This window comes from Xanthomonas sp. 4461, assembly GCF_024806475.1.
In the GTDB taxonomy this organism is placed as follows: Bacteria; Pseudomonadota; Gammaproteobacteria; order Xanthomonadales; family Xanthomonadaceae; genus Xanthomonas; species Xanthomonas arboricola_F.
On sequence record NZ_JANTYV010000001.1, the window covers coordinates 1,396,496 to 1,410,870 of the forward strand.

Annotated in this window: 10 protein-coding genes; 6 read left to right on the plus strand and 4 right to left on the minus strand. The window is 65.7% G+C overall.

Annotation, left to right across the window (positions count from 1 at the left end; all coding sequences use genetic code 11):
* Window positions 1-149: 149 nt before the first annotated feature.
* Together phbB and FHY19_RS05955 are read left to right on the plus strand one after the other, a co-directional pair.
* Window positions 150-890 carry an acetoacetyl-CoA reductase gene (phbB, locus tag FHY19_RS05950; protein WP_259162950.1) on the plus strand — a complete coding sequence of 247 codons (741 nt, stop codon included), beginning with the start codon at window positions 150-152 and terminating at the stop codon, window positions 888-890.
* Between the two features lie 378 nt (window positions 891-1,268).
* Window positions 1,269-2,300 (plus strand): LacI family DNA-binding transcriptional regulator, encoded by a 1,032-nt coding sequence (locus FHY19_RS05955; protein WP_259162951.1) that lies wholly within the window; start codon window positions 1,269-1,271, stop codon window positions 2,298-2,300.
* 216 nt (window positions 2,301-2,516) lie between these two features.
* On the opposite strand, the gene FHY19_RS05960 is transcribed toward FHY19_RS05955, so the two are convergent.
* Complete coding sequence (locus FHY19_RS05960; protein WP_259162960.1) at window positions 2,517-3,842, minus strand: MFS transporter; 1,326 nt, start codon at window positions 3,840-3,842, stop codon at window positions 2,517-2,519.
* 267 nt (window positions 3,843-4,109) lie between these two features.
* On the opposite strand from FHY19_RS05960, the gene FHY19_RS05965 reads away from it, so the two are divergent.
* Window positions 4,110-6,563 carry a TonB-dependent receptor gene (locus tag FHY19_RS05965; RefSeq protein WP_259162963.1) on the plus strand — a complete coding sequence of 818 codons (2,454 nt, stop codon included), beginning with the start codon at window positions 4,110-4,112 and terminating at the stop codon, window positions 6,561-6,563.
* Window positions 6,564-6,598: 35 nt separating this feature from the next.
* Window positions 6,599-8,518, plus strand: a complete 1,920-nt coding sequence (locus FHY19_RS05970; RefSeq protein WP_259162968.1) for an amylosucrase — start codon at window positions 6,599-6,601, stop codon at window positions 8,516-8,518.
* A gap of 581 nt (window positions 8,519-9,099) precedes the next feature.
* Here FHY19_RS05970 and FHY19_RS05975 read toward each other — a convergent pair.
* The 3 genes from FHY19_RS05975 to rsgA all read right to left on the minus strand — a co-directional run bounded on the left by FHY19_RS05975 (window position 9,100) and on the right by rsgA (window position 12,293).
* Entirely contained in the window at window positions 9,100-9,780 is a 681-nt protein-coding gene (locus FHY19_RS05975) for a type 1 glutamine amidotransferase domain-containing protein (protein WP_259162969.1), read from the minus strand.
* A 159-nt stretch (window positions 9,781-9,939) separates the two neighbouring features.
* Window positions 9,940-11,202 carry a flavohemoglobin expression-modulating QEGLA motif protein gene (locus FHY19_RS05980; RefSeq protein WP_104621870.1) on the minus strand — a complete coding sequence of 421 codons (1,263 nt, stop codon included), beginning with the start codon at window positions 11,200-11,202 and terminating at the stop codon, window positions 9,940-9,942.
* Entirely contained in the window at window positions 11,202-12,293 is a 1,092-nt protein-coding gene (rsgA, locus tag FHY19_RS05985) for a ribosome small subunit-dependent GTPase A (protein ID WP_259162978.1), read from the minus strand. The genes FHY19_RS05980 and rsgA overlap by 1 nt, the downstream gene beginning before the upstream one ends.
* Before the next feature lie 153 nt (window positions 12,294-12,446).
* Here rsgA and FHY19_RS05990 point away from each other — a divergent pair, with 153 nt between their 5' ends.
* Window positions 12,447-13,718 (plus strand): pyridoxal phosphate-dependent aminotransferase, encoded by a 1,272-nt coding sequence (locus tag FHY19_RS05990; protein WP_259162980.1) that lies wholly within the window; start codon window positions 12,447-12,449, stop codon window positions 13,716-13,718.
* A complete protein-coding gene (locus FHY19_RS05995) occupies window positions 13,718-14,341 on the plus strand; it encodes an SGNH/GDSL hydrolase family protein (RefSeq protein WP_259162982.1) in 624 nt (207 codons plus the stop codon). Before FHY19_RS05990 ends, FHY19_RS05995 begins: the two co-directional genes overlap by 1 nt.
* The last annotated feature ends 34 nt before the right edge of the window (window positions 14,342-14,375 follow it).

Here is a 14,375-nt window from a genome sequence, read left to right on the forward strand (position 1 = left end):
AATCGGGAGTGGGGAATCGCAAGGGCGGCGCTGTGCTGTCGTGTCGATTACTGACTCCACATGGGAGACCGGAGACCGCAAAGGCGGCTCCTGCCCTACCGATTCCCACTCCCTATTCCCCACTCCCAAACTCCGAAGGAGTTCAAGCAATGACTCTCCGCATCGCATACGTCACCAGCGGCATGGGCAGCGTCGGTACTGCGATCTGCCAGAAGCTCGCACGCAGCGGGCACACCGTGGTTGCCGGTTGCGGACCCAATTCGCCGCGCAAGGCGTCGTGGTTGCGCGAACAACGCGAGCAGGGTTTCGACTTCGTCGCCTCCGAAGGCAATGCCGCCGATTGGGGTTCCACGGTGGCGGCCTTCGCCAAGGTCAAGGCCGAAGTCGGCGAGATCGATGTCCTGGTCAACAACGCCGGCGGCAGCCGCGACACCTTGTTCCGGCAGATGACGCGCGACGACTGGAATGCGGTGATCGCCAGCAACCTGCATTCGCTGTTCAACATCACCAAACAGGTGGTGGATGGCATGACGTCGCGCGGGTGGGGACGCATCGTCAATATCGGCTCGGTCAGCGCGCACAAGGGCCAGATCGGGCAGATCAACTTCGCCACCGCCAAGGCCGCGATGCATGGCTTCAGCCGTGCGCTGGCGCAGGAAGTCGCCTCGCGCGGGGTCACCGTCAACACCATTTCGCCGGGCTATATCGCCAGCGCCTCGATCAGCAGTTTTCCGCCGGATGTGCTGGACCGCCTGGCCACCTCGGTGCCGGTGCGCCGCCTGGGCAAGCCGGTCGAAGTCGCCGGTCTGTGCGCATGGCTGGCCTCCGATGATGCGGCCTATGTGACGGGCGCCGACTACGCGGTCAACGGCGGTCTGTACATGGGCTGACAGCGGCCGTTGGCTGCAAGCGGCTGTCGTGCATGTATCGGCAAGCCAGCTGCGATCGCGCGGAACGATTGATCCAACGACTGCCGCGCCGTGCGCGCGATCGATAGGTACCACGCTGTGGTCCTGCACGCTGCCTCCCGATCTGCCAACCGCTCGCGAACTCGTGTTCGCCGCTCCTGGCTGCTGATGTCCCGCTGCCCGGCGAGCCACCAGCCGGCAGCCGCGTCCGACTGGCATGCAGGACGCAATCGCAATCGCAGCGCTAGGACACGTGTGCGCAATGGCGCAGCGCCTTTGCGCACAAGCGACCGCCACTACGCGAACAACCCGCCTCTAGTGCGAACTGATTACACTCTGGCTTTTCCGCAGTGCGCTGCCATGGCCAAACCTCCAGAACGCACCACGCCCAATGCACGCCCGCAGATGGCCGACATTGCCCGCATGGCGGGCGTGTCCGAGTCCACCGTGTCGCGCGCCTTGGCTGGCAGCCCGGTGGTGGCAGAGCGCACCCGCGCCTACATCAAGCAGATCGCCGCCGATGCCGGGTATCAGGTGGACCCGGTGGCACGCAGCCTGCGCGCCAGACGCTCCAACACCGTGAGCGTTGCGGTGCCGATGATGCACGCGCTGGATCAACCGCTGTCCGATCCGTTCCTGATGACCATGCTGGCGCTGCTGGCCGAAGAGCTCACCGGGCGCGGCTACAGCATGCTGCTGTCCAAGCTGGACCGGCACCAGGACGGCTGGGTGGAGCAGCTCGCACGCGGCAGCCGCTCCGATGGCGTGATCGTGCTCGGGCAAAGTTCCGAACATGCCGCACTGGACGAAGCCGCTCGCGACGGCCTGCCGATGGCCGTGTGGGGTAGCCGTATCGATGGCCAGGCCTACATCAGCGTGGGCAGCGACAACTTCCAGGGCGGCGCGCTCGCCACCGAACACCTGATCGCCAGCGGCCGCCAGCGCATTGCGTTTCTGGGCGACGACCAGTTGCCGGAAGTGGCGCCGCGGTTTGCCGGCTACCGTCACGCCCTGGAGCGGCATGGACTGGAATTCGACACCCGCCTGCATGCGCGCAGTCATTTCGTCAGCGAAGATGCCTACCGCCTCACCCGCGCCATGCTCAAGAAGACCGACCCACCGGATGGCCTGTTTGCGGCCTCCGACGTGATCGCCGTGGGCGCCATCCGCGCCCTGGTCGAAGCCGGCCACCGCGTGCCGCAGGACATCTCGCTGGTGGGCTTCGACGATATTCCACTGGCCGCCTACAGCCAGCCACCGCTGACCACGGTGCGGCAGGATCTGGGCCTGGCCGCGCGCTTGCTGGTGGACCGGCTGCTGGCGCTGATCGCAGGCGAAGCCGTCGAGTCGGTGGAGATGCCGGTGAAGCTGGTGGTGCGTGAGTCGGCGTGAGGCGTGAGGCGGGGATTCGGGATTCGGGATTGCGATTGAGGATCAGGAGATACCGGCCGGCAGCCCGCTTCCTTCTCCCGCCTGCGGGAGAAGGTGCCCGAAGGGCGGATGAGGGGGGCGGGCGGCCAGTCGGTCCACCGTAATCGGCAACCCAGGCAACCAGGCAGGCATGCACGTCTCGCATCTTCGGCAGCCGGCGATGTCAGCCAGCTAGTCCTACGAATCTGCCAGGATCACTTTCGACTTGTGGACGCGCACGCACACCATCGCCACTGCGGCGGCCAGCATCAGCGCGCCGGCCAGGCGGATCACGTTGCGCGGGTCGCCGTGCAGCAACCGCTCGTAATACAGCGGCAGGGTGACGATCTGGATCAGCATCGGCAGCACGATGAACAGGTTGAACAATCCCATGTACACGCCGGTGCGTTCGGGCGGGATGCTGTCGGCGAGCATCAGATACGGATTGCCCATCATGCTGGCCCAGGCCAGGCCAATCCCGATCATCGGCAGCAGCAACAACCAGCGGTTCTCGATGCCCGGCAACACCCACATACCGACGCCGGCGGCCAGCAGACAGGCTGCATGCGTGTATTTGGGGCCGAAGCGGCGCACCACCGGCACCATCGCAAATGCCGCCAGAAACGCGATGAAATTGTAGAACCCGCCGATCTGCCCATTGACCAGACCGGCCTGACGGAAGCCGTGCGAGGTGGCGTCGGTGGTGCCGAACAAGGTGGTCGACAACGACAGCACGATGTATTGCCAGTAGCAGAAAATCCCATACCACTGGAACAACATCACCGGCGCCAGCTGACGCATGGTGGGCGGCATCGCGCGCAACGCGCCGACGATTTCGCGCACGGTTGCGCCCAGGCCGGCACCGCGCTGACGCATGCGCGCGATCTCGGCCGGCGGGATGACCGGCTCGCGCACGCTGCGCGCGGTCAGCAGGATGGAGGCGGCCGAAAACCCCGCACCGATCACGAACGCGGCAATGGTGACGTAGGGAATATGGTGCGCGTTGGCGGCGTCCTGATTCATGCCGAACCACACCAGCAGCGGCGGGGTCAGGTACGCCAGCGTCTGCGCCAGGCCGGTGAACGCGCTTTGGGTGAGATACCCGAGGGGCCGCTGCGGTGGCGAGAGCACATCGCTGACCAGCGCACGATAGGGCTCCATCGCCACGTTGTTGGCCGCATCCAGGACCCACAGCAGGCACACCGCCATCCACAACGCCGTACTGAACGGCATCGCCAGCAGACACAGGCTGCAGACCAGCGCACCCAGCACCATGTACGGCATGCGGCGGCCCCAGCGGGTCACCGAGCGGTCGCTCCACGCACCGACGAATGGCTGCAGCACCAGCCCGGTGATCGGCCCGGCCAACCACAGATACGGCAGGCTGGCGTGATCGGCGCCCAGGTAGTTGTAGATCGGGCTCATGTTGCTCTGCTGCAACCCGAAGCTGTATTGCACACCGAAGAAACCGGCATTGAGCGCCAGGATGCGCGCGAAAGAGAGCGGAGGAGCGGTCGACGGCATGCGGGGCCCAGGGCATCGGTGCGGCTCCCAGTGGCCGCAGCGCACTGTACCCTGCCGGTTATGCAATCGATTGTAACGCTGCGCCGCAACAAGTTGCTTGCACGAGGATCGTGACTTTATTGCTTCGCTCGAAATGCTGCGGTGCAGGATTGCAATCGATTGTAGTGCGGCGTATTACTGCGCTCGCACTGCAGGCCAGATGGCCGGCCCCTGGGAGGGGACGATGCAGGCGTCGGCATACCACCACCTGTGAGAGAGAGAATCGCAATGTCCACCTTGCACACCCTGCGCCTGCATGCCCTGGCCTGTGCGGTCGTTTCCTGCCTGTGCGCGCCTGCCGCGCTGGCTCAGGACACCGCTGCCGCACCTGCCGCTCCGCCGGCCGCCGACAGCGCCGCGGTCAATCTGGATTCGGTGTTCGTCACCGGCACCTCCACCGCCACCACCAAGTTGAAGTCCAGCGTGTCGGTCAGCACCGTGGGCGCCGAGGCGATCGAACAATCGGCGCCGCGCAGCACTGCCGAGATCTTCCGCAACATCCCCGGCATCCGCTCCGAATCCAGCGGCGGCGAAGGCAACGCCAACATCGCCGTGCGCGGTCTGCCGGTGGCCTCCGGTGGCGCCAAGTTCCTGCAGCTGCAGGAGGACGGCCTGCCGGTGATGGAGTTCGGCGATATCGCCTTCGGTAACGCCGATATCTTCCTGCGCTCGGATTTCACGATGGATCGCATCGAAGCCATCCGCGGCGGCTCGGCCTCGACGTTCACCAGCAATGCGCCCGGCGGCATCATCAACTTCATCAGCAAGACCGGCGACACCGCAGGTGGCAGCGTCGGCGTCAGTCGCGGCCTGGACTACGACAACACCCGTATCGACTTCAATTACGGCGCGCCATTCGCCGAGCACTGGCAGTTCAATATCGGCGGCTTCTTCCGCCAGGGCGACGGCGTGCGCGATGCCGGCTACACCACCGACAAGGGCGGCCAGCTCAAGGCAAACCTCACCCGCCTGTTCGAGAATGGCTACGTGCGTGTGTACGGCAAATACCTCAACGACCGCGCCGCCGGCTATCTGCCGGTTCCCACCTCGGTGCGTGGCCGCGACGGCTCGCCGGACCTGGGCGGCTTCCCCGGTTTCGATCCGGGCAACGACACCTTGTACAGCCGCAATTTCCGCACCGATGTCGGCCTGGATGGCAACAACCGGCCGCGCCGCACCGACCTGGGCGACGGCATGCATCCGATCTCGCGCACCATCGGCGCCGAAGCCTGGTTCGACCTGGGCAGTGGCTGGAACCTGAGCGAGAAATTCCGCGTTGCCGACAACAGCGGCCGCTTCGTCAGCCCGTTCCCGGCCGAAGTCACCGATGCCGCCTCGCTGGCGTCGTCCATCGGCGGTGCCGGCGCGCAGCTGGTGGAAGCCGGTGGCCCCAATGCCGGCCAGGCCTACACCGGTACCGCCATCCGCACGCATCTGTTCAATGTCGCCATCAACGATCTGGGCAACGTCACCAACGACCTCAGCCTCTCGCGCGAGTTCGATGGCGACGGCCGCACGCTGAATCTGCGCATGGGCTATTACAGCTCGCGCCAGACCATCGACATGGACTGGACCTGGAACTCCTACGTGCAGAGCCTGGGCCGCGACTCGCGCCTGCTCAACGTGGTCGACGCGGCCGGCGTGTCGCGCTCGCAGAACGGTTTGTATGCGTATGGCACGCCATTCTGGGGCGATTGCTGCATCACCCGCAGCTACGACGTGCGCTACGACGTCAACGCGCCGTACCTCGCCCTCACCTTCGACAGCGGCAAGTTCAGCATCGACGGCAGCCTGCGTTACGACATGGGCGATGCGCGTGGCAGCTATAGCGGCACCGCGATCGCGCAGAACCTGGACGTCAACGGCGACGGCGTGATCCAGCCGGTGGAACAACGCGTGGCCACGGTCGACACCGCCAACGCACGCCCGGTGGACTACGACTGGAACTACCTGTCGTATTCGTTGGGGACCAATTATCTGATCAACGATGACCTGGGCGCCTTCGCACGCATCAGCCGCGGCGCACGCGCCAATGCCGACCGCCTGTTGTTCGGCGTGGTGCGCGACGATGGCTCGGTGTCCTCCGACGAGGGCGTCAACGTGGTGCGCCAGGCCGAAGCCGGCCTGAAGTGGCGTCGCGACGGGCTGAGCCTGTTCGCCACCGCGTTCTCCGCACGCACCCAGGAGCAGAACTTCGAAGTCACCAGCCAGCGCTTCTTCAACCGCAGCTACGAAGCCCACGGCGTGGAGCTGGAAGCCAGCTACCGCTACGAGGGCTTTACCGTCAACGGTGGCCTGACCTGGACCGATGCGGAGATTTCCCGCGACCAGATCACCCCGGAAAACACCGGCAATGTGCCGCGTCGCCAGGCCGATGTCGTCTGGCAGCTCACCCCAAGCTATCGCGGCGACGGCTACCAGTTCGGCGTGAATCTGATCGGCACCACCGACGCCTATACGCAGGATTCCAACCAGCTGAAGATGCCCGGCTACACGCAGGTCAACCTGTTCGGCGACTACCGCGTGACCGATTCGCTTACCGTTGCGCTCAACGTCAACAACCTGTTCAACACATTTGGTCTGACCGAAGCCGAAGAAGCCACGATTCCGGCCAACGGCATCATCCGCGCGCGCTCGATTGCCGGCCGCACCACCAGCCTCAGCCTGCGTTACGACTTCTAAGGACCCCGCGCCGGGCCCGGGCCCGGCGGCTTCCAATGAGCACCTCCCTCACCGATTCCACCGCTCTGCGCGCGGCCTTTGCCGCATCGCTGGATGCACAGCGCGCCACCGCGTTGCTGACGCGTTTCGACCGACACGCACCACGCCTGCTGCATGCGCTGCAGTCGCTGTATGGGCAACGTCCCGATTACGCGGCGTGGCTGACACAGTGGCTGGGCGCCCTCGGCAGCAGCGCGCAACAACGCCCCCAGGCATTGCAACAGCTCGATGCCACCCGCAAGCCTGGCTGGTTCGGCGCACAGCACATGCTGGGCTACAGCGCCTACGTGGACCGCTTTGCCGGCACCTTGCAGGGCGTGGCCGAACGCGTGCCGTATCTGCAGGAGCTGGGCGTGCGCTACCTGCACCTGCTGCCGTTCCTGCGCGCACGCGCCGGCGACAACGACGGCGGCTTCGCGGTCAGCGACTATGGCCAGGTCGAGCCCAGCCTGGGCAGCAACGACGACCTGGTCGCCCTGACCACGCGACTGCGCGCATCCGGCATCAGTCTGTGTGCGGACTTCGTGCTCAACCACACCGCAGACGATCACGCCTGGGCAAGGGCTGCACGCGCAGGCGATGCACGCTATCTGGACTACTACCACCACTTCGCCGACCGCAGCCTGCCCGATCAGTACGAAACAACGCTGGGGCAGGTATTTCCGCATACCGCACCAGGCAATTTCACCTGGGTGGAGGACACCGCGCAATGGATGTGGACCACGTTCTATCCCTACCAATGGGATTTGAACTGGAGCAACCCGGCGGTGTTCGGCGAGATGGCGTTGGCGATGCTGCAGCTGGCCAACCTGGGAGTGGAGGCGTTCCGTCTGGATTCCACCGCCTATCTATGGAAGCGCACCGGGACCGACTGCATGAACCAGCCCGAAGCGCATACCTTGCTGGTCGCGCTGCGTGCGGTTGCCGACATCGTCGCGCCGTCGGTGGCGATGAAGGCCGAGGCCATCGTGCCGATGGCCGACCTGCCTCCCTACTTCGGCAGCGGCGCAGACCAGGGCCACGAATGCCATCTGGCGTATCACAGCACGCTGATGGCAGCCGGATGGTCGGCCTTGGCGCTGCAACGCGGCGACATCCTGCACAACGTCATCGCGCATAGCCCGCCACTGCCGGCCAACTGCGCGTGGTTGAGCTATGTGCGCTGCCACGACGACATCGGCTGGAACGTGTTGCAGCACGAAGCGTCAGGCAACGCCGTGCAGCCGCCCTTCTCGTTGCGCGACGTGGCGCGCTTCTACGCCAACGAATCGCCCGGCAGTTACGCACGCGGCGAGAGTTTCCAGAGCAGCGGCGACGGCGTGCACGGTACCAACGGCATGGCCGCCGCACTCGCCGGCATCCAGGCGGCGCAGGAGACCGGCGATGCAGCGGCGTTGCGCAGCGCAGTGGATCGATTGGTGCTGCTCTATGCCATCGCCCTGGCGATGCCGGGCGTGCCGCTGATCTACATGGGCGACGAACTCGCATTACCCAACGACCTCAGCTACCAACTGGATATGGAGCGCCAGCACGAAGGCCGCTGGTTGCATCGCCCGGCGATGGACTGGCAACGCGCAGCGCAGCGCCACGACAGCAGCAGCGTGAGCGGACAGGTCTACCAACGTTTGCACGCATTGATCCAGCAACGCGCCGCATTACCGGCGCTTGCGTCGGATCAATCGTTGGGCAGTGTGGCGTTGGACACCCCGCAATTGTTTGCACTGACGCGCGGCGATCGCTTTATTGCCGTCCACAACTTCAGCGCACAAGCGCTCGATGTAGTGCTTGCAGGCAGGCTGAGTGGGCGGTGGCAGGTATTGGCAGACCTGCCAGATGCGGTGACACAGCCGCTGGGCGATGACCTGCGCCTGGCGTTGCCGGGGTATGCGGTGCGCTGGCTGGAGCGTATCGACTGAGCGAGGTAGGTGCAGGGTGTCGGTCGATGACCTGCATCCCGCGCTGCCTGCAATGCAGGAGCTGATTGGAGCGTTTTGCCTGAGCGAAGCGGGTGCGGGATCTTGGTCGGTGCGTCGGCTGCCCCCTCACCCCAACCCTTCTCCCGGCGGGAGAAGGGTAAACGGCGCCGCGCGCGCGTTGCTGCAGCGGCGCCAAGCGTGCTCGCTCTACGGCGCGAGAGTGGCTTGCGCGGGGCTGGCTGGGCCGCCCACGATGCGCGCCCATGATGGGTAACGTGCCGATTCCGTATCGATCACTGGGCGGCCTTACTGAATCGATCACTTGGCAGCCATACTGACGCGATCGAGCTCGAAGCTGCAGCAGCCACACGCATCCGCGATGCACTGCTGCAAGTACGCCAACCACTAATCTCAGTGCTTCAACAACGTTTCAATCGCCAAGAGCGGCCAACAAGCCTATTGCGCAGCGGCCAGGTTCACGCGGGCAGTGCTCGGAATCGACATGTACCACTCGTATGTGCAAGTTCCTGCACGACGTCCACGCCTGACAGCTGCCCGCCATCTTTCCTGGCCGCTCTCGCTCAGCCCTTCAACAGCGTGAGCAAGGTCTGCGCGGTCTTTTCCGATGAGGCCGGATTCTGGCCGGTTACCAAGGTGCCATCGGTAATCACATGCACCGCCCAATCGGCTTTCTTCTCGTACTTTCCACCGAGTTCGGTGAGCACGTCTTCGACCAGGAACGGCACGATCTTGGTCAGACCGACCGCCTCTTCTTCGCCATTGGTGAAGCCGGTCACGCGCCGGCCGTTGACCAGCGGCTTGCCATCGCTGCCCTTGACGTGACGCAGTGCGCCTGGTGCGTGGCAGACCAGGCCATGCGGCTTGTCGGCTGCGGCAAAGGCTTCGATCAGCGCGATCGACTGTTTGTCTTCGGCCAGATCCCACAACGGGCCATGACCGCCCGGGTAGAACACCGCATCGAAATCCTCTGCTTTGACATCGGCAAGGCGATGCGTGGTGGCCAGCACCTTCTGCGCATCGGCATCCTGCTTGAAGCGCTTGGTGGCTTCGGTCTGCGCATCGGGTTCGTCGCTCTTCGGGTCCAGCGGCGGCTGGCCGCCCTTGGGCGAGACCACGGTGATGTCGGCACCGGCGTCCTTGAAGACGTAGTACGGCGCGGCGAATTCTTCCAGCCAGAAGCCGGTCTTCTTGCCGGTATCGCCCAGCTGGTCGTGAGACGTGAGCACCATCAAGATTTTCATCGCATTGCCTCGTGTTGTAGCCCGGATCGGGCGAGGCGTGCAGTGTGCAGTCCGGCTCGTTGCAACCTCGTGTAGAGCGCGCGGGTTTGCATGCGCAGGTTCACCGACGCGATCACCATGTGATCGCGAACATGCACGCATCGGACGCAGTGTGTCATCTCAGACATTCATTGCCGGCGGCTGCAACTGATCCATGCGGATGCGATTGGCGAACAACGAAAACGCCAGCATGCCGGCCAGCCCGCTGACCCGGCTCACCCACGGCGGCAGCCAGCGCGGCGCGACCAACACCCCGCTATCGAACAAGGGCGCAAAGCGCGCCACGTCGCCAAGCGCCATCTTGCCGGCGAACAGATAGCGACACAGCTGCAGCTGGTCGCGCTGCAAGGCATGCCGGAAAAAGGTGTGCACGGCGACCAGGCCGCGCAGGTATACGGTGTCCTTGGTAAACGCACCACCGCCTGCAGTGGGCACGCCGCGAAACACGCGTTGCGCTGACGAAAAACTCTCGGTTGCGCTCTGCCCGCTGACGGTGAAATAACGGAACACCTCGATGAAGTCGGCGCCCGCGCGCGCCATCGCAATCGCTTCGATGCGCAGGCTGATGCGCTTCATGCGTTCGATATCGATGCTGCCGGTGATCTGCTCGGCAAACGTCGCCAGGCCTTCCTGGGTGGCGGTGGTGCGCGGCGAGGAAATGCCCAGGCTGGGTAGATGCACCTGCGCGCGCCCGTTGAGCGCGGTGAGCGAATGCACCAGGGCTTCGTGATGGAACAGCTGCGCGCGGTCGTAATCGCTGAAGGTGGCACCGCTGCGCAAACGGATCCGGTGCGCGCCTGCCGCAGCCTTGGCGAGCAGATCCGGATCGAGCGTGACGGTGATGACGCGGCCTTCGAAAAACGCATCCAGATCGTTCTGCAATTGCATGCGTAATGCGGTTGCCGACACCGGCACCTGCTCTTCCGGCGCCAGCAGTTCGCGGTCCAGCTCCTGCGCGATCTGAATGAAATGCCGCGCCGCCTCGCGCGTGCTCGGGCCATTGCCCGGCATCGGATCGTCCGGCACACCGAACAGCTGCGCCGAGTAATCGCTCACTGCCGGGGTGCCCAGCGATTCCAGCAGGCCGGCAGCCAGGCCCCAGCTGTGCGTCGAGTCGATCAGGTAGGCGCCCAACGGGTGATGCGGATCGGCCTGCTTGGCGATCGCCGCCAGCTCGCGCCGGGTATCGCCGAAATCCAGCGCCGGGTACTCCACCTGCGGCAGCTCCGGCTGCCCGCGCGCCACACTCTGCAGGAAGGGCTCCTGCAACGCACGCGGCCAGCTCGCCAGGGCGAGCAGACGCACACCGCGCACCGCCTTGACCAGGCGCGCATCCAGCGCCGCGTGATGGACGATGTCCGGCGGCCCCTTGCGCGCCGGCATCAGCGCCGTCCGGGACGATCGACGCTGGCCGGCCGCTTGCCCGAGCCCTTGCCGCGATTGTTCTGCGCAACCCGGGTGGCGAGTTTTTCGGCCGCGCTGGCCACTTCCACACGCAGCTTCATGTAGTTGGCAACGCGCTCCGGATCCAGCGTATCGGCCTCGATCGCCGCACGCACCGCACAACCGGGCTCGGCAATATGCGCGCAATCGTTGAAGCGGCACTGCGCCGCCAATGCCTCCACATCCGAGAAGCCGCCTTCGGCCAGATCTTCCTCGCCGGTCGGCTTGAGCTCGCGCATGCCGGGCGTATCGATCAGGCACGCACCGGACGGTAACGGAATCAACGCGCGATGGGTGGTGGTATGCCGGCCGCGCGAATCGTTTTCGCGTACCGCATTGGTCTTCATCTTCTGCGTGCCGAGCAAGGTGTTGGTCAGCGTCGACTTGCCCGCACCGGACGAGCCCACCAGCACTGCGGTGCGGCCATCGCCCAGCCACGGCCGCAGCGCCGCCACGCTTTCCGGATCCTTGGCATTGACCGCAAGCAGCGGGATGTTCTGCGCCTCCAGCTCCTCCAGCACCGCCAATGCATCCTCGGCGTATTCGGTCTGATCGGCCTTGGTCAGCACCACCACCGGCTCGGCACCGCCGCCACCGACCAGCAGCAGATAGCGCTCGATGCGGCGCGGATTGAAGTCCGCATCCAGCCCGCACACGATGAACACCGTATCGATATTGGCCGCGATCACCTGCTGGTGGTAATGCTCGCCGGCCGCACCGCGCTTGATCGAGGTGCGCCGCGGCAGCAACGCCACGATGCGCTTGCCCTCCATCAGCACCCAATCGCCCACCGCCGCCCGCTCATGGCTCGGGAACCGCGGCCGCTGCCACTCCGGTAACGATTCGGCCTTGAGACTAGCCTCCGGCGTATCGGCCACCACATAACCGGTGCGGTGCTGCTCCACCACCCGCGCCGGCAACGCCTGCGGATGCGCGGCAAACACCGCCTGCCAGGCCGCTTCTTCCGGCGGCCCGGGCCAGGGCCAGCCGATGGATTGGAGGGTGGGGTAGCTGGGGGATGTGTCGCTCATCGGGCGATTCTAGCTGGCTGGACGCAGTGGCTTGTGCAATCGGGCCTTGCGCGCGGGCTGAAGCGCCCCTTGACATCGTTGCCGATGCAAGCATGCCCGCCTGTCCTATTTCCGCTACCATGCCAAGCCTCACGCCTACAACCGGCCCGTCGCATGTCCACTGCCCCGCAAAAGCCGCTCGCCATCCGCGAGCGTCTGTCCGAAGTCCGCTACGAGATCCGGGGCGAGCTGGCGCGACGAGCGCGGGAGCTGGAGGCGCAGGGCCGCAAGCTGATCAAGCTCAATATCGGCAACCCGGGCGCCTTCGGGTTCCGTGCGCCGGAGCATCTGCAGCGCGCAATTGCCGACGACATGGGCCGTACCGATCCCTACACCCATCAGCAGGGCCTGCCGGAAGCGCGCGAGGCGATCGCCACCGCGTATGCGCGGCGCCAGCACCCCGATGCGCACCCGGAGCGTATCTTCGTCGGTAACGGCGTCAGCGAGCTGATCGACCTGTCGCTGCGCGCCCTGCTCAACCCCGGCGACGAAGTACTGGTGCCCTCGCCCGACTACCCGCTATGGTCGGCGGCCACCATCCTCAACGATGGCCGCCCGGTGTATTACCGCTGCGCGCCGGAAAACGGCTTCCAGCCGGATCCGGTGGAGATCGAGACGCTGGTGTCCTCGCGCACCCGCGCCATCGTGCTGATCAATCCCAACAACCCCAGCGGCGCCAGTTACTCGCGCGAGTTGCTGGAGCGCATCGTGGCGATTGCGACCAAGCACAACCTGTTGCTGATGGTCGATGAGATCTACGACCAGGTGCTGTACGAAGGCGCGGCCTTCGTGCCGGTGGCGCCGCTGGCCGGTGCGCATCCGTGCATCACCTTCAGCGGGCTGAGCAAGGTGCATCGCGCCTGTGGCTGGCGGGTGGGCTGGGCGCTGCTGTCGGGCGAGCAGTCGCGCATCAACGACCTGCGCAATGCTATGGATCTGCTCGGCGCGCTGCGCCTGTGCGCCAACGTGCCGGGCCAGTACGCCATCGATGCGGCAGTGAACGGCCCGGACACCATCTCGGCGCTGTGCGCGCCGGGTGGGCGTTTGTACGAAACCCGCCGTGCGGTGATCGAGGCCTGTGCGGCCAGTGAGCATCTGTCGCTGGTGGCGCCGGCCGGGGCGCTGTACGCATTCCCGGCGGTGGTCGGTGCGGCCGCGCGCAATTTCGACGATCATGAGTTTGCGCTGGACCTGATGAACGAGGAAGGCGTGCTGGTTGTGCCCGGCTCCAGCTTCAACGTGCCGTACCGCCATCACTTCCGCGTGACCCTGATGCCGGAAGCCAGCGTCATGCGCGATGTATTCGCGCGCATCGACCGCGCACTGGCCCGCCGTGCGGAGGCGGTGACCAAGGTGGTGCCACTCAAGTCGCGCAGCGTCGCTTGATGGCGGCGCCCGGCACGCCACTGCGCTATCTGGCGCTGGGCGACTCGTACACCATTGGCGAAGGCGTCGCCCCTGCGCAGCGCTGGCCGGTGCAATTGGTCGATGGCCTGCGTGCCCACGGGTGGAATGTGGCGCCTCCGCAGATCATCGCCACCACCGGCTGGACCACCGACGAACTGCAGGCCGGTCTCGATGCGGCCGCGCCGCAAGGGCCGTTCGAGCTGGTCAGCCTGCTGATCGGCGTCAACAACCAGTACCGCGGGCGCTCGCTGGACGAGTACCGCAGCCAGTTCGATGCGTTGTTGCAGCGTGCAATCGGGTTCGCCGGCGGGCTTGCGGCACGCGTGTTCGTGCTGTCGATTCCCGACTGGGGGTTGACCCCGTTTGCGCATGCGCAAGGCGGAGATGCGGCATTGATCGGTGCACAGATCGATGCCTTCAACAGCGTGGCCGCCGAACGCTGCGCCGCACGCGCGGTGCGCTTTGTCGACATCACCGCCACCAGCCGCGATGGCGGCGATGCTGCCGACATGCTGGTCGACGATGGCCTGCACCCCTCCGGCGCCATGTATGCACGCTGGACCGCATTGGCACTGCCAGCGGCGCGCGATGCTCTAAGCTAGCCGCGCAACACGCCTCATTGCCAAGGAACGACAT